The sequence below is a fragment of the Pseudoduganella dura genome (genome assembly GCF_009727155.1).
In the GTDB taxonomy this organism is placed as follows: domain Bacteria; phylum Pseudomonadota; class Gammaproteobacteria; order Burkholderiales; family Burkholderiaceae_D; genus Rugamonas; species Rugamonas dura.
Window position 1 is genome coordinate 1,655,399 of the sequence record NZ_WNWM01000002.1, and the last position, 25,029, is coordinate 1,680,427.

Annotated in this window: 15 protein-coding genes, 2 tRNA genes and 4 rRNA genes; 12 read left to right on the top strand and 9 right to left on the bottom strand. The window is 62.8% G+C overall.

Features of this window, described 5'->3' with window-relative positions:
* Window positions 1-4: 4 nt before the first annotated feature.
* The 4 genes from GJV26_RS07435 (at window position 5) to GJV26_RS07450 (ending at window position 5,306) form a co-directional block, all read left to right on the top strand.
* Window positions 5-3,175, top strand: a complete 3,171-nt coding sequence (locus GJV26_RS07435) for an efflux RND transporter permease subunit (protein WP_155708278.1) — start codon at window positions 5-7, stop codon at window positions 3,173-3,175.
* 46 nt (window positions 3,176-3,221) lie between these two features.
* A complete protein-coding gene (locus GJV26_RS07440; protein ID WP_155708279.1) occupies window positions 3,222-3,803 on the top strand; it encodes a TetR/AcrR family transcriptional regulator in 582 nt (193 codons plus the stop codon).
* Window positions 3,790-4,665: a helix-turn-helix transcriptional regulator gene (locus GJV26_RS07445; RefSeq protein WP_155708280.1), complete on the top strand. Its 876-nt coding sequence runs from the start codon at window positions 3,790-3,792 to the stop codon at window positions 4,663-4,665. Before GJV26_RS07440 ends, GJV26_RS07445 begins: the two co-directional genes overlap by 14 nt.
* A 71-nt stretch (window positions 4,666-4,736) precedes the next feature.
* Window positions 4,737-5,306, top strand: coding sequence for a TetR/AcrR family transcriptional regulator (locus tag GJV26_RS07450; RefSeq protein ID WP_155708281.1), 570 nt, complete (start codon window positions 4,737-4,739; stop codon window positions 5,304-5,306).
* Window positions 5,307-5,327: 21 nt separating this feature from the next.
* On the opposite strand, the gene GJV26_RS07455 is transcribed toward GJV26_RS07450, so the two are convergent.
* A complete protein-coding gene (locus GJV26_RS07455; RefSeq protein ID WP_155708282.1) occupies window positions 5,328-6,014 on the bottom strand; it encodes a glutathione S-transferase in 687 nt (228 codons plus the stop codon).
* A 277-nt stretch (window positions 6,015-6,291) separates the two neighbouring features.
* Between GJV26_RS07455 and aac(6') the strand changes: the two genes are divergently transcribed.
* On the top strand, window positions 6,292-6,738 hold the full coding sequence (gene aac(6') / locus GJV26_RS07460; protein ID WP_155708283.1) for an aminoglycoside 6'-N-acetyltransferase: 447 nt from the start codon (window positions 6,292-6,294) through the stop codon (window positions 6,736-6,738).
* A 466-nt stretch (window positions 6,739-7,204) separates the two neighbouring features.
* On the opposite strand, the gene rrf (GJV26_RS07465) is transcribed toward aac(6'), so the two are convergent.
* From rrf (GJV26_RS07465) to GJV26_RS07485, 5 genes are all read right to left on the bottom strand, one after another.
* Window positions 7,205-7,317 (bottom strand): 5S ribosomal RNA (rrf, locus tag GJV26_RS07465).
* 125 nt (window positions 7,318-7,442) lie between these two features.
* Window positions 7,443-10,318 (bottom strand): 23S ribosomal RNA (locus tag GJV26_RS07470).
* A 206-nt stretch (window positions 10,319-10,524) separates the two neighbouring features.
* Window positions 10,525-10,600, bottom strand: a tRNA-Ala gene (locus tag GJV26_RS07475).
* 24 nt (window positions 10,601-10,624) lie between these two features.
* Window positions 10,625-10,701: transfer RNA gene (locus tag GJV26_RS07480), tRNA-Ile, on the bottom strand.
* A 103-nt stretch (window positions 10,702-10,804) separates the two neighbouring features.
* A 16S ribosomal RNA gene (locus tag GJV26_RS07485) occupies window positions 10,805-12,335 on the bottom strand.
* Together the 16S, 23S and 5S rRNA genes with 2 tRNA genes alongside form the textbook arrangement of a ribosomal RNA operon.
* A gap of 579 nt (window positions 12,336-12,914) precedes the next feature.
* On the opposite strand from GJV26_RS07485, the gene GJV26_RS07490 reads away from it, so the two are divergent.
* From GJV26_RS07490 to GJV26_RS07510, 5 genes are read left to right on the top strand one after another with little or no spacing between them, the layout of a single operon-like run.
* The gene (locus GJV26_RS07490; RefSeq protein WP_155708284.1) at window positions 12,915-14,252 is read left to right on the top strand and encodes an SWIM zinc finger family protein; all 1,338 of its coding nucleotides are present in this window, start codon (window positions 12,915-12,917) and stop codon (window positions 14,250-14,252) included.
* Window positions 14,249-15,844 (top strand): DUF5691 domain-containing protein, encoded by a 1,596-nt coding sequence (locus tag GJV26_RS07495; protein ID WP_155708285.1) that lies wholly within the window; start codon window positions 14,249-14,251, stop codon window positions 15,842-15,844. The genes GJV26_RS07490 and GJV26_RS07495 overlap by 4 nt, the downstream gene beginning before the upstream one ends.
* The gene (locus tag GJV26_RS07500) at window positions 15,841-16,932 is read left to right on the top strand and encodes an ATP-binding protein (RefSeq protein ID WP_155708286.1); all 1,092 of its coding nucleotides are present in this window, start codon (window positions 15,841-15,843) and stop codon (window positions 16,930-16,932) included. The genes GJV26_RS07495 and GJV26_RS07500 overlap by 4 nt, the downstream gene beginning before the upstream one ends.
* A 13-nt stretch (window positions 16,933-16,945) precedes the next feature.
* A complete protein-coding gene (locus tag GJV26_RS07505) occupies window positions 16,946-19,309 on the top strand; it encodes a DUF5682 family protein (RefSeq protein WP_155708287.1) in 2,364 nt (787 codons plus the stop codon).
* Complete coding sequence (locus tag GJV26_RS07510; protein WP_155708288.1) at window positions 19,299-20,447, top strand: VWA domain-containing protein; 1,149 nt, start codon at window positions 19,299-19,301, stop codon at window positions 20,445-20,447. The genes GJV26_RS07505 and GJV26_RS07510 overlap by 11 nt, the downstream gene beginning before the upstream one ends.
* Window positions 20,448-20,535: 88 nt before the next feature.
* On the opposite strand, the gene GJV26_RS07515 is transcribed toward GJV26_RS07510, so the two are convergent.
* Both GJV26_RS07515 and GJV26_RS07520 read right to left on the bottom strand, forming a co-directional pair.
* The gene (locus GJV26_RS07515) at window positions 20,536-22,242 is read right to left on the bottom strand and encodes a hypothetical protein (RefSeq protein WP_155708289.1); all 1,707 of its coding nucleotides are present in this window, start codon (window positions 22,240-22,242) and stop codon (window positions 20,536-20,538) included.
* 167 nt (window positions 22,243-22,409) lie between these two features.
* The gene (locus tag GJV26_RS07520) at window positions 22,410-22,730 is read right to left on the bottom strand and encodes a DUF1330 domain-containing protein (protein ID WP_371866555.1); all 321 of its coding nucleotides are present in this window, start codon (window positions 22,728-22,730) and stop codon (window positions 22,410-22,412) included.
* A gap of 265 nt (window positions 22,731-22,995) precedes the next feature.
* Between GJV26_RS07520 and GJV26_RS07525 the strand changes: the two genes are divergently transcribed.
* Window positions 22,996-23,934, top strand: a complete 939-nt coding sequence (locus GJV26_RS07525) for an AraC family transcriptional regulator (RefSeq protein WP_155708290.1) — start codon at window positions 22,996-22,998, stop codon at window positions 23,932-23,934.
* 56 nt (window positions 23,935-23,990) lie between these two features.
* On the top strand, window positions 23,991-24,467 hold the full coding sequence (locus GJV26_RS07530; RefSeq protein ID WP_229419202.1) for a putative quinol monooxygenase: 477 nt from the start codon (window positions 23,991-23,993) through the stop codon (window positions 24,465-24,467).
* Between the two features lie 433 nt (window positions 24,468-24,900).
* On the opposite strand, the gene rrf (GJV26_RS07535) is transcribed toward GJV26_RS07530, so the two are convergent.
* A 5S ribosomal RNA gene (gene rrf / locus GJV26_RS07535) occupies window positions 24,901-25,013 on the bottom strand.
* Window positions 25,014-25,029 lie beyond the last annotated feature (16 nt).

The window sequence follows — 25,029 nt, forward strand, 5'->3', positions numbered from 1 at the left end:
CAGCATGAACTTCCCGCGCTTCTTCGTCGACAGGCCGATCTTTGCCGTGGTGCTGTCGGTGATCGTGTTCGTCGCCGGCCTGCTCTCGATCCTGAACCTGCCGGTTTCCGAATACCCGAACGTCGTGCCGCCTTCGGTGGTGGTGCGTGCCCAGTACCCGGGCGCCAATCCGAAAGTGATTGCCGAAACCGTGGCCACGCCGCTAGAGCAGGAGATCAACGGCGTCGAGAACATGCTTTACATGTCGTCGCAAAACACGTCGGACGGCGCGCTCAAGCTCACCGTCACCTTCCGCATCGGCACCGATATCGAACAGGCCGAGACGCAGGTGCAGAACCGCGTGCAGCGCGCGCTGCCGCGCCTGCCGGACGAAGTGCGCCAGATCGGCGTGACAGCGGCGAAGACGTCGCCCAACCTGACCATGCTGGTGCACCTAGTATCGCCGGGCGGCGAATACGACGACCTGTACCTGCGCAACTACGCCGTGTTGAACGTGAAGGACCGGCTGGCGCGCATTGGCGGCATGGGCGACGTCAACCTGCTCGGCTCGGGAGAGTATGCGATGCGTATCTGGCTCGACCCGCAAAAGGTGGCCGCGCGCAACCTTACGGCCGGCGACGTGGTGACGGCGATCCGCGAGCAGAACCTGCAGGTGGCGGCCGGCGCGATCGGCGCAGCGCCCTCGCGCGACAGCCAGTTCCAGCTCACCATGAACACGCGCGGGCGCCTGAAAACCGAGGAAGACTTCGGCCGCATCATCGTGCGCACCAATACCGACGGCGCCACCACGCGCCTGAAGGACATCGCCCGCATCGAACTGGGCAGCGGCTCCTATGCGCTGCGCGCCCTGCTCGACAACAAGCCGGCGGTGGCAATGGGCATCTTTTCGCTGCCCGGCGCGAACGACCTGCAGTTATCGAGCGATGTGCGTGCCACGATGGATGAACTGGCAAGGGATTTCCCCAAAGGCGTGGAGTACCGCATCGCCTACGACCCCACGATGTTCGTCCGTGATTCGATCCGGGCCGTGATCGGCACACTGCTCGAAGCAATCGCCCTGGTGGTGATCGTGGTGATCGTGTTCCTGCAGACCTGGCGCGCCTCGGTCATTCCGCTCCTGGCGGTACCGGTATCAATCGTGGGCACCTTCGCCGTGATGCTCGGCCTGGGCTTCTCGATCAACACACTGACCCTGTTCGGCCTCGTGCTGGCGATCGGCATCGTGGTGGACGATGCCATCGTGGTGGTGGAAAACGTGGAGCGCAACATCGGTGCGGGCCTGTCGCCGCGCAATGCAACGATCCAGGCAATGAAGGAAGTCTCCGGCCCGATCGTCGCCATTGCACTCGTGCTGTGCGCCGTGTTCGTGCCGATTGCGTTCGTGGCAGGGTTGACCGGCCAGTTCTACCGCCAGTTCGCGCTGACGATCGCCATCTCCACGGTGATCTCGGCGTTCTGTTCGCTGACGCTGGCGCCGGCGCTGTCGGCCGCCCTGCTGCGCCCGCACCACGCGCCGCCCGACCTGCTCACACGCTGGATGGATCGGCTGTTCGGGCGCTTTTTCCGCTGGTTCAACCGGGTATTCGGCCGCGTCTCGCACCGTTACGAGGCCGGCGTGAAGGGCGTGCTGCACCGCAAGTCCGCTTCGCTCGGCGTGTACGCGGTGCTCGTTGCCGGCGCCGTGGTGATGTTCCAGGTGGTGCCGGCCGGGTTCGTGCCATCGCAGGACAAGGGTTACCTGGTCGGCTTTGCCCAGTTGCCGGAAGCCGCCTCGCTCGACCGCACCGAGGCCGTGATCCGGCGATTGGCCGATACGGCGCTCGGCGTGCCGGGTGCCCGCAATACCGTGGCTTTTCCCGGCCTGTCGGTCAACGACCTGACCAACGCACCCAACTCCGGCATCACGTTCGTGGGCGAACTGGCACCGGAAACACGCAACAGCGAGGAGACGAGCGGCCCCGGCATCGCGGCTGGGATCAACCGGCGCGCCGGCGCGATCCAGGATGCGTTCATCATGGTGTTCCCGCCGCCGCCGGTGAATGGCCTGGGCACGATCGGCGGCCTGAAGATGATGGTGGAAGACCGCGCCAATCTGGGCTACGATGCGCTGTACCACGCTACCCAGGCGCTGGTCGACAGGGCACGCGCGGCCCCCGAGTTGGCCAGCGTGTTTTCCGGCTACCAGATCAACGTGCCGCAGCTGTACGCCGACATCGACATCACCCGTGCCCGCCAGCTCGGCGTGCCGCTGCCCGCCATCTACCAGGCGCTGCAGGTGAACCTCGGCTCCTACTATGTGAACGACTTCAACGGGTTCGGCCGCACGTTCCAGGTGCGGGTGCAGGCCGATGCGCGATTCCGCTCGCAGGTGGGCCAGATCGACCAGATCAAGGTGCGCAGCGACAGCGGCGGAATGGTGCCCCTTTCCTCGCTGGTGCGCATCAGCGACACCTATGGACCGGACCGCGTGCAGCGCTACAACAACTACACGGCGGCCGACCTCAACGCCGCGCCGGCGCCGGGCTACTCTTCCGGCCAGGCGCAGGCCGCGCTCGAACGGCTGGCGCGCGACAGGCTGCCGAAGGGTATGGGCTTCGAGTGGACCGAGCTGACCTATCAGAATATCCTGTCCGGCAATACGCTGCTGTACGTGTTCCCTCTGTGCGTGCTGCTGGTGTTCCTGGTGCTCGCCGCGCAATACGAAAGCTGGACCCTGCCCCTTGCCGTGATCCTGATCGTGCCGATGTCGATCCTGTGCGCGCTGGCCGGCGTGAAGATAACGGGCGGCGACCGCAACATCTTCACGCAGATCGCGCTGTTCGTGCTGGTAGGGCTGGCATCGAAGAACGCGATCCTGATCGTGGAATTCGCGCGCGAGCTGGAAGAGCACGGTCGCGGCGTGGCGGCGGCGGCCATGGAAGCATGCCGGTTGCGCCTGCGGCCGATCCTGATGACGTCGATCGCCTTCATCATGGGAGTGCTGCCTCTGGTGTTCTCGCACGGCGCCGGTGCCGAAATGCGCCACGCGATGGGCGTTGCCGTGTTTGCCGGCATGCTGGGCGTGACGCTCTTCGGCCTGTTCCTCACACCGCTTTTCTATGTACTGCTGCGCACGTTCGCCCTGCGACTGGCCGCGCGTCGCGCGGCTCATGCGGGCGCTGAAGTGGAGATTTGATTAGAATGCACTCAACATCCAAATTATCGCAACGGAGGACAGGAACATGAGGAAATCACGCGCCGAAGCGGCCGTCACACGCGAACGCATCGTCGAAGCGGCATCGGCAACCTTCCGCCGCCAGGGCATCGCCGCCACCGGACTGGCCGACCTGATGGCCGGCGCCGGGCTGACACACGGCGGTTTCTACAAACATTTCGCGTCCAAGGAACAGGTGGTCGCCGAGGCCGGCGCGCGCGCCATTGAACAAACGAGCGAGACCATCGGCGCCGCCATGGCGCAGGCGACGGCAAAGGGCGACGTGCCGCTGCGGCGCGCCATCGACACCTATCTGACCACGCAGCACCGCGATCATCCGGAAACCGGTTGCGCCTTCGCCGCGCTGGGTCCGGAACTGGCGCGCGAAGGCGAAGCCGTGCGGGTCGCGGCAGGTACCGGCATGGAACGCCTGATCGAGGTATTCGGCCAGGGGGCCAGCCGTGCCGATGCCGTGGTGGCGCTGTCGGCCATGGTGGGCGCGATGACGCTGGCACGGCTGGCGCCGACCGAGGCGGCATCCGCGCAGATCCTGGACCTGGTGCGCGCGCATTTGCTGGCGCACCTGACCTCCGGCGATGACGCTTCCTGAAACCGGCCACGGCCGCGGCGCGCTGCGCACGCGCAGCCTGCACAGCGGCGACTACGCCATCACGCGCCTCACGCAGCATGGCGGCGCCCATGTGGAACTGGTGCAGGAGCAGCCCGGCGACGCCTATATCCTGATGGTGAAACTGCGCCCGCCGCACAGCTTCGAGCTGTTCGTCGGCGGCGAGCCGCGCCTGCGCGTACGGGAGCAGGCGGGCCAACCCGGCAGCCTGTGCCTGGTGCCGCGCGAAGCAGGCGTGCGCCTGGCGCTCGATGCGCCATTCGACATGGTGCAGTTCGACTTTCCACAGCGCGCGCTGGAGGAATGGGCGGCGGCACACGGCATGCCGGCACCGAGCCCGCTGCGCCTTCCTCCGCCCGGCACCTGCGATCCCGCGGTCGCCGCCCTGGCCGGCGCCCTGCTGCCGGCCCTCGAAAAGCCGGCGCGGGTTTCGCCGCTGTTCGTCTCGCACGCCACCCAGGCACTGGCGGCGCACCTGCTGCATACCTATGGCGGCCGGGCCGTGGCGGTCGGGCGTGGCGGGCTGGCGCCGTGGCAGGAACAGCGCGCCAAGGAAAAGTTGCGCGCGCATGCCGATGGCCATGTCCGGATCGCCGACGTGGCGGCGGAATGCCGCCTGTCGCCAGGCCATTTCGCCACGGCCTTCAAGCGCAGCACCGGCTGTTCGCCCACGGCGTGGCTGGCCAGCCAGCGCATCGACAACGCGCGGGCGCTGCTCAGGCGCCACGACCTTTCGCTGTCCGAAATCGCCAGGGCCGCGGGCTTTTCCGACCAGGCGCATTTCACGCGCGCGTTCGCGCGGGTGGTCGGCATGCCGCCGGGCGCGTGGCGGCGGCAGCTTTGAACCGGCCACCAGTCTATCTATCGATAGGCTGGTGTACACTTGCATCTCCGATCATCCACGAAGACATCACGATGCGCACCCAGGCCGATACCCGCGAACAGATCATGGTTGCCGCCCGCAGGATGGTGCAGGCGCGCGGCTACAACGCGCTCAGCTTCCGGGACCTGGCCGGCAGTGTCGGCATCAAGAGCGCCAGCGTGCACTACCACTTCCCCACCAAGGGCGACCTGGGCGCCGCGCTGGCACAGCGCTATACCGAGGATGGCGTGGCATACCTGGATGCCCTGGCGGGCGAAGGGCTCGACTACCGCGCATGCCTGGCCCGCTACGTGGCGGTGTTCCGACGCGCGCTGGAAGACGGCAACCGCATGTGCCTGTGCGGCATCATGGCAGCGGAGAATGAAGATTTGCCGGAAGCGGTGCGCGCCGAAGTGGCGGCCTTCACGAATGCCAACGTGGCATGGCTGTCCACGCTGGCGGCCGAACGGCGGCCCGGTACATCGCCCGAACTGGCGCGCGCCCGCGGCGCAGCCATCTACGCCGCCGTGGCGGGTGCCCAGCTGGTGGCGCGCGGACGGAGCGATATCGCCGTCTACGACGCCATCATGGGGGCATTCGCCGACACGGGGCTGTTCGACTGATTACCGCTGGCCTGGGAGAAGCTAAAATCCCAGGCGCCGCAGGTCTTCCGGCAGCATCTGCTGCCCGCCGCGCCCTTTCACGCTCGGCAAATCGGACACGCGCCCCAGCCATTCGTGCAGCGCATCGAGCTCCGGCGGCACCGCGATGCCCGCGGCACCGGCGAACCAGATCCCGGCCAGCAGCGTGATATCGGCCATCGAGAAACGTTCGCCCGCCACCCAGGGGGCGGCACGCAGCACGTCATTGAAGTAACGCAGGCCCTCGGCCGCACGGCGTCCCTCGCGCTCGCCCCACTCGGCGCGGCCCGCCCAATCCTGGCTCTTGAACGCCTGCAGCGCATTGCCCAACCCCGGGGTGGCGTGGTGAAAATAGTGGCCGACCGGGTCCAGCACCTCGCTCTCGGCGCGCCGCTGCATCATGTGGATCAGGCCCTTCTCGCGCGGCGTGCGGCCGGTAAGCACCGGGTTGCCATCGAGATTGTCGAGGTATTCGGTAATCGCGGTGCACTCCGACAGCAGAGTGCCATCGTCCAGTTCCAGCACGGGCAGTACACCGAGCGGATTCTTCGCCAGAAATGGCCCGGCCTTGTGCTCCGCGCCGATCAGGTCGACATCGACATATGCGACATCCCTGGCAAGCCGCTTTTCAGCGAGCACGATGTGGATGCGGGCGGGGTTGGGAAAGCCGGGGCGTTGGTACAGTTTCATTGGAACTCCTAGGTTTATCTATCGGTAGATAGATAATAAGTTTGGGCGTTTTGGAGCGTCAATGAATAGCGGCTTGGGGTGTGCGCGGGCCGGAAACCGGGGCAAAGGGGCGTCGATCCATGCAAATCCCCGCAATCGCCTGGCTGCTGCCGAGCTGCGAGGTTCACGCGGCTTCTCTGGAGGGCGCGCCTCGAAGATGGGTGATTGATGCACCACCGTAGTGGGTGTAAGCTGAAGCCTGGCAGCCGATGAGCTTGCAATGCGCGAAGGATCGACCATGAAGCTGGTTCAATGCACGTCCACCGGACAAGATGGCTGGCTCGGCCTCCGACAGGCACTCTGGCCCGAAGGAGTGCCGGCCGAGCACATCGCGGAGATGCAGTTTTTCCTCGATCACCCTGGCAGGTTCTTCCAGCTCGTGGCGTATGAAGGCGATAATCAGCCGGCTGGCTTTGTCGAAGCAGCGTTGCGCGGTGACTACGTGAATGGCACTGACAGCTCGCTCGTCGCTTTCCTCGAGGGGCTCTATGTCGCCCCGGGGTACCGCCGCATGGGCATCGGCACACTGCTGATCGCCGCCGTCATCGCATGGGCCAAGGCCTGCCACTGCACCGAGCTCGCTTCGGATGCGCTGCTGGACAACGAAGGCAGCCAGGCCATGCACCGCGCCCTCGGATTCACGGAAACGGAACGCGTGGTGTTCTTCCGCAAGCTGATTCCATAGCCTCGTCGCAGACGGGCTTGTGCGCGTCTTTCGACGACGCAGGATCGCTCCGACAGCATGTCCAAATGTACGCGCGATTGTCAGATCGCCGACGCTCGAGCACTGGTGTCAGACACTTTTTTCTAAAGGAAAAAGGTGTCTGACACCGGTTTTCCCGTGCGTTTCGACTCTCCAAAGCAAAAACCCCCCGACCAGGCTCACGATTCATCGTGAGCGGACGGGGGTTTCTCTATATAACAGCCTGATTGAACCCACTTTCACACTGGTTGCAGCAGCGAAGCCCGGCAATGCTGGGCTGAGCAATCGGCGCGATTAATCAGCAATGCCCGGCGGAGCACAAAAACCATGGACAGCGAGCCCAGTCCGCAGCGTCCTGCTGAAGCAGCGCCCCAAAGCAAAAAACCCCCATCTGCACTGAACGCGATCTTGAGCGCGTTCAGGCTGATGGGGGTTTCTCTATATAACAGCCTGACGATAACCTACTTTCACACTGGTTGCAGCACTATCATCGGCGCAAAGTCGTTTCACGGTCCTGTTCGGGATGGGAAGGGGTGGGACCGACTTGCTATGGTCATCAGGCATGACTTGTACGTAGCGTCGCTCCCTGTCGGGCAGCGCAGCTACTAATCTGGAAGAAGTAAAGTTAGGGTAATTCAAGCTGCATCGTCAAACACAGGCAAATGCTCCATAACCGTCAAGGTTATAGGGACAAGCCTTACGGGCAATTAGTATCAGTTAGCTTAATGCATTACTGCACTTCCACACCTGACCTATCAACGTCCTGGTCTCGAACGACCCTTCAAAGAGCTCAAGGCTCTGGGAAATCTCATCTCAAGGCAAGTTTCCCGCTTAGATGCTTTCAGCGGTTATCTCTTCCGAACTTAGCTACCCGGCAATGCCACTGGCGTGACAACCGGTACACCAGAGGTTCGTCCACTCCGGTCCTCTCGTACTAGGAGCAGCCCCCTTCAAATTTCCAACGCCCACGGCAGATAGGGACCAAACTGTCTCACGACGTTTTAAACCCAGCTCACGTACCACTTTAAATGGCGAACAGCCATACCCTTGGGACCGGCTACAGCCCCAGGATGTGATGAGCCGACATCGAGGTGCCAAACTCCCCCGTCGATATGAACTCTTGGGAGGAATCAGCCTGTTATCCCCAGAGTACCTTTTATCCGTTGAGCGATGGCCCTTCCATACAGAACCACCGGATCACTATGTCCTACTTTCGTACCTGCTCGACTTGTCGGTCTCGCAGTTAAGCACGCTTATGCCATTGCACTATTAGCACGATGTCCGACCGTACCTAGCGTACCTTCGAACTCCTCCGTTACACTTTAGGAGGAGACCGCCCCAGTCAAACTGCCTACCATGCACTGTCCCCGATCCGGATAACGGACCAAGGTTAGAACCTCAAATGAACCAGGGTGGTATTTCAAGGTTGGCTCCACGAGAACTGGCGTCCCCGCTTCAAAGCCTCCCACCTATCCTACACAGATTGATTCAAAGTCCAATGCAAAGCTACAGTAAAGGTTCATGGGGTCTTTCCGTCTAGCCGCGGGTAGATTGCATCATCACAAACATTTCAACTTCGCTGAGTCTCGGGAGGAGACAGTGTGGCCATCGTTACGCCATTCGTGCAGGTCGGAACTTACCCGACAAGGAATTTCGCTACCTTAGGACCGTTATAGTTACGGCCGCCGTTTACTGGGACTTCAATCAAGAGCTTGCACCCCATCATTTAATCTTCCAGCACCGGGCAGGCGTCACACCCTATACGTCCACTTTCGTGTTTGCAGAGTGCTGTGTTTTTATTAAACAGTCGCAGCCACCATTTTATTGCAACCCTTTCACCCTCATGGAGTAAACCATTCAAGCTACCGGGGCGTACCTTTTCCCGAAGTTACGGTACCAATTTGCCGAGTTCCTTCTCCCGAGTTCTCTCAAGCGCCTTAGAATACTCATCTCGCCCACCTGTGTCGGTTTGCGGTACGGTCTCGTATGACTGAAGCTTAGAGGCTTTTCTTGGAACCACTTCCGATTGCTTCGCAGCACATGGCCGCTCGTCCCGTTCCCTTGAATTACGTGCCCGGATTTGCCTAAGCACCTTCTATGAAACAGAAACTGACTATTCCAACAGTCAGACAACCTTCCGCGATCCGTCCCCCCATCGCATCATACGACGGTGCAGGAATATTAACCTGCTTCCCATCAGCTACGCATCTCTGCCTCGCCTTAGGGGCCGACTCACCCTGCTCCGATGAACGTTGAACAGGAAACCTTGGGCTTACGGCGTGCGGGCTTTTCACCCGCATTATCGCTACTCATGTCAGCATTCGCACTTCTGATACCTCCAGCATCCTTTACAAGACACCTTCGCAGGCTTACAGAACGCTCTCCTACCATATCTATTGCTAGATATCCGCAGCTTCGGTGACTGGCTTAGCCCCGTTACATCTTCCGCGCAGGACGACTCGATCAGTGAGCTATTACGCTTTCTTTAAATGATGGCTGCTTCTAAGCCAACATCCTGACTGTTTTAGCCTTCCCACTTCGTTTTCCACTTAGCCAATCTTTGGGACCTTAGCTGGCGGTCTGGGTTGTTTCCCTCTTGACACCGGACGTTAGCACCCGATGTCTGTCTCCCAAGCTCGCACTCATCGGTATTCGGAGTTTGCAATGGTTTGGTAAGTCGCGATGACCCCCTAGCCATAACAGTGCTCTACCCCCGATGGTGATACTTGAGGCACTACCTAAATAGTTTTCGGAGAGAACCAGCTATTTCCAAGTTTGTTTAGCCTTTCACCCCTATCCACAGCTCATCCCCTAATTTTTCAACATTAGTGGGTTCGGTCCTCCAGTGCGTGTTACCGCACCTTCAACCTGGCCATGGATAGATCACTTGGTTTCGGGTCTACACCCAGCAACTAGCGCCCTGTTCGGACTCGATTTCTCTGCGGCTCCCCTATTCGGTTAACCTCGCTACTGAATGTAAGTCGCTGACCCATTATACAAAAGGTACGCCGTCACGGAACAAGTCCGCTCCGACTGTTTGTATGCACACGGTTTCAGGATCTATTTCACTCCCCTCCCGGGGTTCTTTTCGCCTTTCCCTCACGGTACTGGTTCACTATCGGTCGATTACGAGTATTTAGCCTTGGAGGATGGTCCCCCCATGTTCAGACAGGATTTCTCGTGTCCCGCCCTACTTGTCGCATACTTAGTACCACCGGTCTGGTTTCGCGTACGGGGCTATCACCCACTATGGCGCCTATTTCCAGAGGCTTCCACTACCAGTCCGACTATCATATGCAGGCTCATCCCATTTCGCTCGCCACTACTTTGGGAATCTCGGTTGATTTCTTTTCCTGCAGCTACTTAGATGTTTCAGTTCGCCGCGTTCGCTTCACACACCTATGTATTCAGTGAGTGATGACCTATAAGGCCGGGTTTCCCCATTCGGAAATCTTCGGATCAATGCTCGTTTGTCAGCTCCCCGAAGCTTATCGCAGACTTCTACGTCCTTCATCGCCTGTAATCGCCAAGGCATCCACCATGTGCACTTATTCACTTGTCCCTATAACCTTGACGGCTATCGGTATCAAGCATTTACTACTGTGTTTTGATGAGCTTTATTACTACCCTGAACATGCGATGTCTCGCACGTTCAATAAAACTTTACTTCTTCCAGATTGTTAAAGAACGAAACAGCAGTAGTCTCTAAAAGACTAAACATAAAAGTGAACTCGTCACGCTTACGTTTAATATTTTGAGTAGATGCGTTGGTGGAGGATGACGGGATCGAACCGACGACCCCCTGCTTGCAAAGCAGGTGCTCTCCCAGCTGAGCTAATCCCCCAGGGATTTTCTTGTGCCTGATACGTGGTGGGTCTGGTTGGGCTCGAACCAACGACCCCCGCGTTATCAACACGGTGCTCTAACCAGCTGAGCTACAGACCCGCGCTACAACACGATTGCGGCACTACTGTTTCTTCTTCATTCGACAGTCGATAAGTGTGGACGTTTGATGAGCAAGGATTCCGAAGAATCGTGCCTACTCTAGAAAGGAGGTGATCCAGCCGCACCTTCCGATACGGCTACCTTGTTACGACTTCACCCCAGTCACGAATCCTACCGTGGTAAGCGCCCTCCTTACGGTTAAGCTACCTACTTCTGGTAAAACCCGCTCCCATGGTGTGACGGGCGGTGTGTACAAGACCCGGGAACGTATTCACCGCGACATGCTGATCCGCGATTACTAGCGATTCCAACTTCATGCAGTCGAGTTGCAGACTACAATCCGGACTACGATACACTTTCTGGGATTAGCTCCCCCTCGCGGGTTGGCGGCCCTCTGTATGTACCATTGTATGACGTGTGAAGCCCTACCCATAAGGGCCATGAGGACTTGACGTCATCCCCACCTTCCTCCGGTTTGTCACCGGCAGTCTCATTAGAGTGCTCTTTCGTAGCAACTAATGACAAGGGTTGCGCTCGTTGCGGGACTTAACCCAACATCTCACGACACGAGCTGACGACAGCCATGCAGCACCTGTGTTACGGTTCTCTTTCGAGCACTCCCAAATCTCTCCGGGATTCCGTACATGTCAAGGGTAGGTAAGGTTTTTCGCGTTGCATCGAATTAATCCACATCATCCACCGCTTGTGCGGGTCCCCGTCAATTCCTTTGAGTTTTAATCTTGCGACCGTACTCCCCAGGCGGTCTACTTCACGCGTTAGCTGCGTTACTAAGTCAATTAAGACCCAACAACTAGTAGACATCGTTTAGGGCGTGGACTACCAGGGTATCTAATCCTGTTTGCTCCCCACGCTTTCGTGCATGAGCGTCAGTCTTGACCCAGGGGGCTGCCTTCGCCATCGGTGTTCCTCCACATCTCTACGCATTTCACTGCTACACGTGGAATTCTACCCCCCTCTGCCAAACTCTAGCCTTGCAGTCTCCATTGCCATTCCCAGGTTAAGCCCGGGGATTTCACAACAGACTTACAAAACCGCCTGCGCACGCTTTACGCCCAGTAATTCCGATTAACGCTTGCACCCTACGTATTACCGCGGCTGCTGGCACGTAGTTAGCCGGTGCTTATTCTTCAGGTACCGTCATGAGGCACGGATATTAGCCGTACCCTTTTCTTCCCTGACAAAAGAGCTTTACAACCCGAAGGCCTTCTTCACTCACGCGGCATTGCTGGATCAGGGTTGCCCCCATTGTCCAAAATTCCCCACTGCTGCCTCCCGTAGGAGTCTGGACCGTGTCTCAGTTCCAGTGTGGCTGGTCGTCCTCTCAGACCAGCTACTGATCGTCGCCTTGGTGAGCCTTTACCTCACCAACTAGCTAATCAGATATCGGCCGCTCCAGGAGCACAAGGCCTTGCGGTCCCCTGCTTTCATCCTTAGATCGTATGCGGTATTAGCGTAACTTTCGCTACGTTATCCCCCACTCTTGGGCACGTTCCGATATATTACTCACCCGTTCGCCACTCGTCAGCGGAGCAAGCTCCCTGTTACCGTTCGACTTGCATGTGTAAAGCATGCCGCCAGCGTTCAATCTGAGCCAGGATCAAACTCTTCAGTTTAATCTCTGTTTAAAGTCATTGCTGACTTGTCTTGAATTCCCACCATTGGCGGAAATTCACTCTCAAGATACTGACGAACCTTCTTGCGAAGGTTACGTTTATTTCTTGTGAGCGTTTGATGCTATATTTTGAGCTGTCGGGGCCGAAGCCCCGGGCACATCATCAAACGCCCACACTTATCGACTGTTGATTGTTAAAGAATTCTGCCCTTGAAGGCCTTGCCACTTTGTCGACAAATCGTTGTGTTTGTCAGCAGCAGAGAGGCGAGATTATCAGGTGTTTCATGCATCTCGTCAACTCTTTTGTTTCCAGTGCTTTCCAATTCGATAGCACCTTCAACACCTCGCTGCACCTGCATTACTGCGTTGCTTGCTGCGAGGGACAGAACTATAACAAAGCTCCCTGAGCTCTGCAAGAGGCTCCGCAACAAATCGCATTCCAGTCCGCCGCCCTCCCGATAACAGTTTTCCATCGGCGAAAATACGGCTATTCTTTCGACAAGATTCCGCAACACAACTTAACCTTGCCGCACACCGGCAGGCCACTGCTCTCGTTACGACGCCTTATCGTGCCCAACTGATGCTGAAAGCCGACCAGATCCTTGCGCTTGCTCCCGATGCCGCATCCGCGAAAGCAGGATCGCAGCTTGCCGCTCCCGCCAAATGGGGCGGGCTAGGCCTGAACGGCAACGCACTGTGGGGCGAATGCCAGGGCAGCGGCAAGCTTCCCTATCGCACCCAGATCGACCTCGGCGAACCCGCCTTCAAATGCTCCTGCCCGAGCCGCAAGTTTCCGTGCAAGCATGGCCTGGGCCTGTATCTTCTGCGCGCGGCCGAACCTTCGCTCTTCAACGAAAGCGAAGCGCCGCAATGGGTAAGCGACTGGCTCGACGGGCGCAAGGCGCGCCGCGAGAAGAAGGAGGAACCGGCAAGCGAACGATCTCCCGAAGCCGCCGCCGCCGCCGCCGCCCAGGCACGCAAGCGTGAAGACAAGCGCGCGCAAAACATCGCCAATGGCCTGGCCGACCTGCAAACCTGGCTGGAAGACCTGGCCCGCGACGGCCTGGCCACGGTGCGCGAGCGCGGCCCCGCCTTCTGGGAAACCATGGCCGCGCGCATGGTCGATGTGCAGGCCGGCGCGATCGGCAACCGGCTGCGGCGCGCATCCGGCCTGTGCTTCCAGGCGGCCAATCCCGACTGGGAGCGCCAGCTGGCCGCCGAGCTCACCTCCCTGTACATGCTGTGCGAAGCCCATGGCCGGCTGGACGCGCTGCCGGCGCCCCTGCAAGCCGATGTGCGCACGCTGGTCGGCTGGACCGTGCCGCAGGAAACCGTGCTGGCCGGGCCGCCCCTTGCCGACCGCTGGCAGGTACTGGCCCAGTACACGGCGGACGAAGCCCGGGTGCGCTCGCGCACGACCTGGCTGCGAGGTGCCGGCAGCGGACGCTGGGCGATGCTGCTGCACTACGCGGCCGGCGAACAAGGCTTCGATGTGCCGCTTGTGGCGGGAACCGAATTCGATGGTGCCCTGTGTTTCTACCCGGGCGCCTGGCCGCTGCGTGCGCTGATCGGTGAACAGTCGGGAACGCGCCCCATCGGGTCGATCGCTTCATCGCCCGAATTCGACACCGCGCTCGACGGCTACGCCGCCGCACTGGCGGTGCAACCCTTCATCGACCGCTACCCCATGATGCTCGACGCCGTGGTGCCCGACAGCGCAAGCCGCAACACCCTGCGCAGCGCCGACGGGCGGCTGGTCGCGCTGCATTCCTCGTTCCGGCATGCGCTGCACCTGCTTGCGCTCAGCGGCGGCCATCCGGTCACCGTTTTCGGCGAATGGGACGGCGCCTGCCTGCTGCCCCTGAGCGTGTGGCACGGCGGCCGGCTGTTCAATTTCGGCACGGAGTTCAGGTCATGACGGCACCCGTCCCGCTGCACAAGCACCTGCTCGTCGGCACCGCCCGCGCGCCGCTGCCCGCCGGGCTGCTGGAGGCGGAGCTGGCCGGTGCCGCCGGCACGGCACTCGATGCGCCCGGGATCGCGCCCGAGCGGCGCCTTCTGCTCGCCGCGGGCGCGGCTGACCTGTGGGCACGCGCCGGTTACCTGCCGCCGCCGGCGCCGGCCGCCCCGCCTTCGCCCAGCGCGCCGGAACGGCAGCCGGCCTGCCCCTTGCCGGCGGAATCCATCCTCCGGCGACTGCTGCAGGATGGCCACCCGCCGTCGCTGCAGGCCGAGTGGCTCGATCTCCTTGCCGGCAAGCCGGCACGCCTGCCGGAACGCTTCCTGCCCGACGTCCTGGCCCTGGCCACCCGCCAGCCCGGCCTCAGGCCGCGCGTGCACCCGGTGCTGGGCATGCGCGGCCAGTGGCTCGCGGCGCTCGAACCGGCATGGGCGTGGGCGGCCCGCCGGCAGGATGACGCCGAGGTACAGCAGGCATGGCACGACGGCACGCTGGAGCAGCGCGTGGCGGCCCTCGAACGCTGGCGGCACGTGGATGCAGCCGCCGCGCGCGCGGCGCTGGAATCGACCTGGCCCGGCGAGCCGCCCGAGAACCGGGCGGCCCTGCTCCCGTGCCTCGGCACCGGCCTGGAGACGGCCGACGAAACTTTTCTCGAAGCGGCACTGGACGACCGGCGCAAGCCCGTGCGCCAGGCCGCGCAACGGCTGCTGGCGGGCCTGCCGGGCTCGAAGCTGTCGCAACGCATGGTGACGCGCGCAACGCCGCTGCTGTATGCCGAAAAGCGCATCCTGCGCGGTACCCGGCTGGTGGTGACACCGCCCGCGGAGCGCGATGCGGCAATGATCCGCGACGGCGTCGGCGATGGAAAATATCCCGGGCTCGGCGAAAAGGCCGGGTGGCTGGTGGACATCCTCGCGGCAATCGCCCCATCGCACTGGTCCGCGGTGCTGAACCTGTCGCCGGACGAGTGCATCGCGCTGAGCGCCGCCACCGACTACCAGGAAGCCCTGCTGCTCGGCTGGACGGGCGCCCTGCAGCTGCACCTGGCGCACGCGCCCGCGCCGGAGCTGCTGGCCTGGCTGGAAGCGTGGACCCGGATCTGGCTCAAGGCCGACGGCACGGTGCGCTATCAGAATGCATCCGCCTTCGTGGGCGCGTATGCCGCCTTGCCCGCGCCGGCCGTGCACGCGATGCTGCTGCAGCTGGTCGAAGCCAGTCGCGCCCCCTGGGAGGAGGCCGACGCCGCGCTGGCCGGGCTGCTGCACCAGCTGGCGGACGCCACGCCCGCGCCGTGGCCCGCGGACCTCTCGCATGCGATCGCGCGGCGCCTGCTGGGCGCCCTGCCCGTGCTGTCGGCGCGCCAATGGGAATTGCGCTCCGCCCTGCCCGCGCTGGCGGCAGTGCTCGACCCGGCCGCGGTGCTCGAAGCCGCGCACCAGTGGCCTGGCCTGGCGGACGATCCGCATGGCTGGCAGGCCCCCGTCGACCAGTTTTTCCACCTCGTGCGTTTTCGCCACGAGATGATCCTTTCATTCCAGGAGCCCGCATGACCGCACTCACCACCGTCCTTCGCCAGCACGCCGAGGACCAGTACGCGACCGAGCTGGAGGCATTGATCGCCAGCGACACGCGCCAGCGCCCGCCACGCTGGAAGATGTCGCCCTGGGCGGTATCGACCTACCTGCTGGGCGGGAAACTGGAAAACGGCGTGGAGATCAGCGCCAAGTACATCGGCAACCCGCGCGTGATCGAGATCGCCGTCGCCACGCTGGCGACCGACCGCGCACTGCTCCTGCTGGGCGTGCCGGGCACGGCCAAGTCGTGGGTATCGGAACACCTGGCGGCGGCCATCAGCGGCGATTCGACCCTCGTGGTGCAAGGCACCGCCGGCACCGGCGAAGAAGCCATGCGCTATGGGTGGAACTATGCGCAGCTGCTGTCGAAAGGCCCGTCGCTGGAGGCGGTCGTGGCCAGCCCGGTGATGCGCGCCATGCGCGAAGGGAAGATCGCGCGCGTCGAAGAGCTCACGCGCATCGCCGGCGAAGTGCAGGACAGCCTGATCTCGATCCTGTCCGAGAAGGTGCTGCCGATCGCCGAACTCGACGACGAAGTGCAGGCGCAGAAAGGCTTCAACATCATCGCCACCGCGAACGACCGCGACCGCGGCGTCAACGAACTTTCCAGCGCCCTGAAGCGGCGCTTCAACACCGTGGTGCTGCCGCCGCCGCGCACCGCGGACGAGGAAGTGCGCATCGTGCAGACGCGCGTGGCCAGCATGGGCCGCGCGCTCGAACTGCCGGGCGAGCTGCCCGCGCTCGAGGAGATCCGCCGCATCGTGACGGTGTTCCGCGAACTGCGTGAAGGCCTCACGGCGGACGGCAAGGTGAAGATCAAGGCGCCCACCGCCAGCATGAGCACGGCCGAAGCGATTTCCGTCATTACCCACGGCATGTCGCTGGCGGCCCACTTCGGCGACGGCGTGCTGCGCGGCGCCGATCTCGCCGCCGGCATGGTCGGCGCGATCGTCAAGGACCCGGTCCAGGACCGCGTGGTAATGCTCGAATACCTGGAGACGGTGGTCAAGGAACGCGACGGCTGGAAGGACCTGTACCGCGCCTGCCGCGACGTGATGGCGTAACGCCGGGAAAGCGATGAGCGTACACCTGTTCGGCATCCGCCACCACGGCCCCGGCTGCGCTCGCAGCCTGGTCGACGCGCTGCAGGCCTTGCAGCCGGACTGCATCCTCGTCGAGGGTCCGCCCGAAGCGGATGCGCTGCTGGCCCATGTCGGCGAACCGGGGCTGGTCCCGCCGTGCGCCCTGCTGGTCTATGCGCCGGCGGCGCCGCAACGCGCCGTGTTCTATCCGTTCGCCGAGTACTCGCCGGAATGGCAGGCGATCCGTTACGCCAACGAGCACGCCGTGCCGGTGCGCTGGTGCGACCTGCCGCAAGGGTACCGGCTGGCCGGCGCGCAAGGTGCGGAGGATGGCGATGCGCCGGCCGACGTGGCCGATGTTCTCGCTGAGATTGCGGCCGATATTCCGGCCGATGTACAAGCAGATGTTGCGGCCGATGTTCCGGCTGATGTTCGGACCGATGAGCAGGCCGCGCCGTCCACCCTGCGCAGCGACCCGCTGGCCTGGCTGGCGGAGGCGGCGGGCTTCAGCGACACCGAAACCTGGTGGGATCACTTGGTGGAACAGCGCAGCGACGGCCTGGACCTGTTTGCCGCGATCGCGGAAATGATGACGGTGGTGCGCGAGCAGATCGGCGGGCGGGAAAATGTGCAGGAAGATCTTCTCGAGCTGCGCCGCGAGGCATACATGCGCAACTCGATCCGGGCCGCCGAGAAGCAGGGATGGCAGCGCATCGCGGTGGTCTGCGGCGCCTGGCATGTGCCTGTGCTGGCGCGCATGCCGGCGGCGAAGCGCGACAACGACCTGCTCAAGGCGCTGCCGAAGGAAAAGCTGGCCGCGACCTGGGCGCCGTGGAGCTACGGCAGGCTCACCTTCGCCAGCGGCTATGGCGCCGGAGTGGTGGCGCCGGGCTGGTACCAGCATGTGTGGGAGCGGCGCGAACAGGCCAGCCTGCACTGGCTGACCGACGTCGCCACGCTGCTGCGCCGGCACGACCTCGACGCCTCGCCGGCGCACATCATCGAAGCCTCGCGCCTGGCCGACACGCTGGCGGCCCTGCGCGAACGCCCGCGCGCCGGGCTGGACGAACTGATGGAAGCCGTGCGCGCCGTGTTCTGCCACGACAGCGAGCTGCCGCTGCAACTGATCCGGCGCGAGCTGCTGGTCAAGGACCGCCTGGGCGAGGTACCGGCTTCGGTGCCGACGCTGCCGCTGGTGCAGGATGTGCAGGCCCGGCAAAAGCGCCTGCGCATGCCGGTGCGCGCGGATACCGTCGATCTCGATCTCGACCTGCGCCAGGCGCCGCACCTGGAAAAAAGCGTGCTGCTGCACCGGCTGGCGATGCTCGGCATCGCGTGGGGCAGCCGCCAGGTCGTGCGCGGCAAGAGCGGTACCTTCCATGAGCTGTGGCGCCTGGCATGGCAGCCCGAGTTCGCGATCGGCCTGATCGAGGCGAGCCTGTGGGGTGCCACGCTGGAAGATGCCGCCACCGCCCGCGCGGTAAGCCGCGGCGCGGCGGTGGCCGACCTGGCGGCGCTCACCGGCCTGATGGAGGAAGTACTTCTGGCCGACCTGCGCGCCGCGGTGGCGCCGCTGATGGCCCGCATCCAGGATGCCAGCGCGCTCACCACCGACCTGGGCTTCCTGCTGGCCGCCCTGCCGCCGCTGGTCAACGTGCTGCGCTATGGCAGCGTGCGCGGCACCGACACGGCCGCGCTGTCGAACGTGGTCGACGGCCTGGTGGCGCGCGCGTGCGTCGCCCTGCCCTTCGGCGTGCGGGGCCTGGCCGATGAAGCGGCGGCACAGCTGCTGGCACGGCTCATCGCCGGCGACGGCGCGATCCGCCTGCTGCAGAACGACGAACATGGCGCCGCCTGGTTCGCGGCGCTCGCGAGCGCCGTGCGCAGCGAAGCCACGCATCCGCTGCTGGCCGGGCGCGCGGTGCGCATCCTCACCGAACAGGGCCACTGGCCGATGGGCGAAGCGTCGCGCCACCTGGTGCTGCTCTGTTCGCGCGCGGTGGCACCGCTGGCGGCGGCCCAGTGGCTGGAAGGCTTCCTGCAGGGCAGCGGCCCCCTGCTGGTGCACAACGACGAACTGTGGCACGCCATCGATGGCTGGGTGCTGTCGCTGCCGGCGGAGACGTTCATCGAGCTGCTGCCGCTGCTGCGCCGCACCTTCGGCAGCTTCCAGGCGCCGGAGCGGCGGCAACTGGCGGAACGCGCGAGCGCCGGCGCCGCGGGGGCGGCCGGAGCGGCAATCGCATCGGCCCGCGGCGGCATGCACGCGGTCGATCCGGTGCGCGCGCGGCGCGTGCTGCCGGTGCTGGCAACGATATTCGGCGGCGCCGCGGCGCGGGAGGCAGTGCATGACCAATGATTTCGACCGGACGGAAGCCGCGCGCCGCTGGCGCCTCGTGCTCGGGGGCACCGCCGCCGACACGCCGCTGGCCCCGGCCGACCTGGCCATGGACCGGGCGCTCGACGCGCTGTATGGCGCCGAGCCGGGCACGCCGCGCGGCGGGCTGGGTGCCTCGGCGCCGAACGTGGCACGCTGGCTGGGCGATATCCGCCAGTACTTCCCTTCCACCGTCGTGCAGGTCATGCAGAAGGATGCGCTCGACCGGCTCGGCCTGCAGCGCATGCTGTGCGAACCCGAAATGCTGCAGGCGGTCGAACCCGACGTGCACCTGGTCGCCACCTTGCTGAGCCTGAACCGCATCATGCCGAACAAGACGCGCAGCACGGCGCGCGCGGTGGTGAGCAAGGTCGTGCGCGAGCTGGAGGCCAAGCTGGCCAGCCCGTTGCGCCAGGCCGTCACGGGCAGCCTGAACCGGGCCACCCGCAACCGCCGGCCGCGCCATAACGAGATCGACTGGATGCGCACCATCCGCGCCAACCTGAAGCACTGGCAGCCGGACTATCAAACCATCATCCCGGAAACCCGGATCGGCTTCGGCCGCAAGGGCCAGTCGCTGCGCGACATCGTGCTGTGCATCGACCAGAGCGGATCGATGGCGCCGTCCGTCGTGTATGCCAGCGTGTTCGCGGCCGTGCTGGCCAGTATCCGGGCCGTCAGCACGTCGGTGGTGGTGTTCGATACCGCCGTCGTCGACCTCACGCCGCTGCTGTCGGACCCGGTCGAGGTGCTGTTCGGCACCCAGCTGGGCGGCGGCACCGACATCAACCGCGCGCTGGCGTACAGCCAGGGGCTGGTCCGGCGGCCGAAGGACACGATCTTTGTGCTGATCAGCGACCTGTACGAGGGTGGCCGCAACGACGAGATGCTCCGGCGCGCGGCGGCGATGATCGCCAGCGGCGTGCAGTTCATCGTGCTGCTGGCCCTGGACGACCAGGGCGCGCCCTCGTACGACAAGAGCAACGCCGCGCAGCTGGTGGCGATGGGCGCGCCCTGCTTTGCCTGCACGCCCGACCTGTTCCCCGACCTGATGGCGGCGGCGATCAAGCGCACGAGCCTCGAACAGTGGGCGGCAAAGGCGGGCATCGTTCACGTGTGAGCGGGGGCCGGTCGCCGCCCGCTGCCCGCTTCGATCCGGATCGGAAACACGTACCCGGGTGCGGGAACGCGGCCCCCTGCCGTGCGCATCAATGCACGAGTTCTTCCGGCACCGGGGCGGGCAGCTTGCCAGCGGCTTTCGATGCCGTCCTGCGCCGCCGGAAGATGAACCCTCCCAGCATGCAGCACAGGCCGATGCCGATACCGGCGACCGGCAGCGGCATCGGAAACGGCTCCGCCTCCGCCACGCTGGAGCGATCGCGCAGCGCCGCGGGGAACGGACGTGGCGCGACCGGCACGATTTTCCAGTCGGCCTGATTCGCCGGCACCCGCGCGCGGAATTCATCGAACGAGAAGACCGGCGCCGAACCCGTCGCACGGCTGGACGGAATTTGCGGAATACGCACCACAAAAATGGCGTCGACATCGCTCCTGAGCTGCTGTTCGTACGCGGTCAGCGTGCGCTGCGCGCCGGCAGCGCCGACAATCCGCAGCAGGTCGAGCCCCGCGGCCTCGAACGCCACTGCAGGCAAGAGCCGCGTTTGCTCCTCGTTCAGGTAATCGTAGATCTTGCGGCCGCCCTGCAGGCTGCCATCCGTGGCGGCGACATAGGCATATGCCGCGAGCGATTTCAGCGGCGCGGTCGGCCCGCGCTTCGGAATGTGCCAGCCAAGCGAATCGAAGACGTCGATACTGATCCCCGCGCAGTTCGCGCTCGTGTGCCGGTACTGGAAATCATGGCGGTAGAAATGGTTGAACACGCGCTGCACGCCGCCCTGGAACGCCGCCGCCGTGCGTTCGTTGTTCAGCACCGCGACCAGCATGGTGGATGGGCGGTAGTACTGCTGGCCGCTGTTCAGGTCCATCAGGTAGTTATCCATCGGCAGCGTCGCGGCGACGATGCCCTTTTCGCTGACCGAGTCCAGGTTGTAGAAATTGTTGACGGCCCAGTCGGACCATTCCCCGCGGTTGCCGATACGGCCGGTCGCCACGGCGAAGTGCCCGCCCAGCGATTCGTCGTCGTCGCCCTGTGCGCCATTGAGCACGAACCCCAGCACCGCCTTCCGCTTCCAGTCGCCGGGCTGGCTGGGGTGCCGTTGCCACAGCAGGCGCGTTTCGATCCCGCGCATCGCCTTCACCGGCTCGCGCACGAACGCGGCCAAGTCCGGCGACTGCGGCTGCGGCCTGCCTCCCATCGCGGCTGGCTCGAACCTGAAATCGGCGGGCCAGATCGTGCGGGCGACAAATACCTCCTTTGCGCCCGTACGATCGATCGCGCCGCGCATGCGCACCTCGCGCCCGGCGAAAAACCTCGCGGTATCGCCATTGGCATAGGAGAGGTTGGTGGCGAGCCTTGGCACGAGCCGGATATCGAGTTCACTCCCTGCCGCGGTGCGAACACGCCTGGCATCGGGCAGCATGACCGCATCCTCGAGGATGTTCGGCGCGCCGATCCATACCAGGGAGGGATATGCGAGCTTTTCATTCGCCGATGCTGCGGCCCACTGCGCGACATCGCTTCGCCTGTCGGCCCCTCGCGCAAAGCCGGACACCGCAACGCCCGGTCCGGGCACGGCAATCAGCTCGTTTTCGAAATACCACAACCCTTGTTTCGGCACCGCGCAGTCGGCGCATTTGCCGGTACGCAGAAGCATGGTGTCGGTCCGCAGTAATCCAATTGATTCCGACTCCAGTGCGCCCTTGATCCCGACTGAGGCCGGGCTTGCGATACATGCTCCAGCACAAGCCAAAGCGGCAACCACGGCAGCGGCTGCATCTGGAAGTTGTCGGGCCATGGTCACTCCTTACTCGCTGGAAAGAGCAGAGCTTACCTCGGCCAATATCGTTTGAAATTGATTGGCAGCAATACCCTTCAAGAGCCAAAATCCCCTGCGGCAAAGACTAACGTCCGGCGTCTTCCAATCGCTGGCGTATGGCGCCCCTGGCCGGACTGCTGTGTTAACTAGTGGCCAGGCTGGATGACAGTACCCTCGACGATGTACACGCGCGAGGTAGCAGATTGATGGCGTATAGGCATCAACTTCCGGTAGGCAGGAGAGTCGTACCAAGCCTGCGCCTTTTCCTTACTGTCGAATTCGATGACAACCATGCCGCCGTTGGGACCATCTCCTTCAAGCCCGCGGATTTTTCCCCCGCGTACGATGTAGCGACCGCCAAATGGCAGGAATGTCGATTCGACCTGTGCGCTGTATGGCTTCATTCCCTCACGGTCAGTCACGACGAATTCCGAGATATAGAATGCCCGCGGTGTGCCTGAAGGTATTTCCTACACGTGCAGGACAATGCTGGCGGCGAGGGCGAGGACGGCTGTTGTAATCAAACGCCGCATGCCGTATTTCATTTTCATGGATCTCCTTGTGACCAGTAGAGCTGCGTTTTCCGCGGATGCGGCCAGCTTGCGTGTCAGCACGCTTCACACGGTATCCTCATCCTGCCGCTTTCTTGCCCGATCCTCTGGCCGTGCTGCAAATCCATAGGCAGTAATCTCGTCCCGCCTTATCCTTGTGACGAAACTGGAGATCATCACCATGCACCTGCTTGCCGGTTCTACGCCGTTCTCACCGACTCGTCGTGAAGAATTACGGGCGCAACTAGCCAGTCGCGCTGCATCGCTGATTGGCTCGGCATCGAACTTGCCAACCTCGATCCCTGGACTGACCCTGTATCGCTATACAGCTCCCACGTTGCCGGATTCGGTAACGTATGAGCCCAGCATGGCGGTGGTCGTGCAGGGGCGGAAGCGCGTGACGCTGGGCCGCACCAGTTTCGACTACGGGCCTTCCCACTTCCTGCTGACTTCGCTGGACCTGCCCGTCACCAGCCAAGTCATCGAAGCAAGTCTGGAGGTGCCTTACCTGTGCTTGCGACTGAAGTTGGATATTGCGATGGTGAGGGAACTGCTCAGCCGGCAGCCGGACCTAGCTACGCGGTGGCACAACAGTCAGCCCGCAATGACGACCGCCGAGACGACTGCCGAATTTCTCGATGCATTTTGTCGGCTGATCGACCTGCAGCGTGCTCCGCAGGACATCGAGTTCATGAGCGAGCTGATTCAACGTGAAATCGTTTACCGGATCTTGCAAAGTGCTGAAGGACAGCGCCTGCGCTCGATTGCAAGCATGGGGGACAGCGGCCAACGAACAGCCAAGGCAGTCGAATGGATCCGCGATAATTATAGAAAACCGTTGCGCATGGAAACACTGGCCCACGTCGCATGCATGGGCGTATCGACACTACACCACCATTTCCGGGCGCTGACATCGATGACCCCGCTCCAGTATCAGAAGCGGCTCCGTTTGCATGAGGCGCGGCGGCTTATGTTGATGGATGGCCATGATGCCGCAAGCGCGGCCTTCGGGGTGGGCTACGAAAGTGCCAGCCAGTTCAACCGCGAGTACAGTCGCGCCTTTGGCCAACCTCCATTACGTGATGTGCGCGCCCTACGCGTGGTGGGAGATCGTGAATAAAGTACTGATATCGGCCCGAGTACTTACTGACGCTGCGTTCAATGAAGGAGTGAAGAATGATTGGTTTCAATACAAAACACGCTCGGAAACGTGAAGCCCGGCCCCGGTCGATGGCGGAGCTGGCTCGAAGACTCCTTGCCCCGATCGTCGCTGCCTGGTTATTGCTTACTTTGGACTACGCCCATGCCCAGGAGCGACAAATGATGGTTCGGATCTCTGAGATTCAGATACATGCAGAATATCTCGAGCGGTACAAGGAGATTCTGGTAGAAGAAGCGGAAGCGTCGATCAGGCTCGAAGCGGGAGTGATTGCCATTTTCCCGATGTATCAGCAAGAAGATCCTACCCAGGTCAGGATTCTTGAAATGTATGCTGATCGTCAAGCGTATGAGGCCCATCTCAAGACTCCACATTTTCAAAAATACAAAACTACAACACTCCCCATGGTTAAATCGTTGAGGCTGATAGATATGCACGCGATGGATGCGCAAACGATGGGCAAGATGTTCAGGAAGATGGATGGGATGCCGTAGATATTCAGCATCCTGTGCTCGGGGTTGTAGCCGCAGCATGCTACAACATTGCATTTCTACTGCCACGATACCGCAGCCGAATTTCAAGCAACCCTAAGACCAGGGGCTGGGTCAGACCCGCCGGGTCTGACCCCGGATTCTGCCGCTGGGGTTAATGTCGATTCGACGGCGCAAAGCAAAAAACCCCCGCCAGATTCTTCTGGCGGGGGTTTCTCTATATAACAGCCTGACGATAACCTACTTTCACACTGGTTGCAGCACTATCATCGGCGCAAAGTCGTTTCACGGTCCTGTGAGTGGAGCGACGTCGGGCAATGCCCGGCGGAGCACAAAAACCATGGACAGCGAGCCCAGTCCGCAGCGCCCTGCTGAAGCAGCGTCCCAAAGCAAAAAACCCCGCCAGCGATCGCTAACGGGGTTTTTCTATATAACAGCCTGACGATAACCTACTTTCACACTGGTTGCAGCACTATCATCGGCGCAAAGTCGTTTCACGGTCCTGTTCGGGATGGGAAGGGGTGGGACCGACTTGCTATGGTCATCAGGCATGACTTGTACGTAG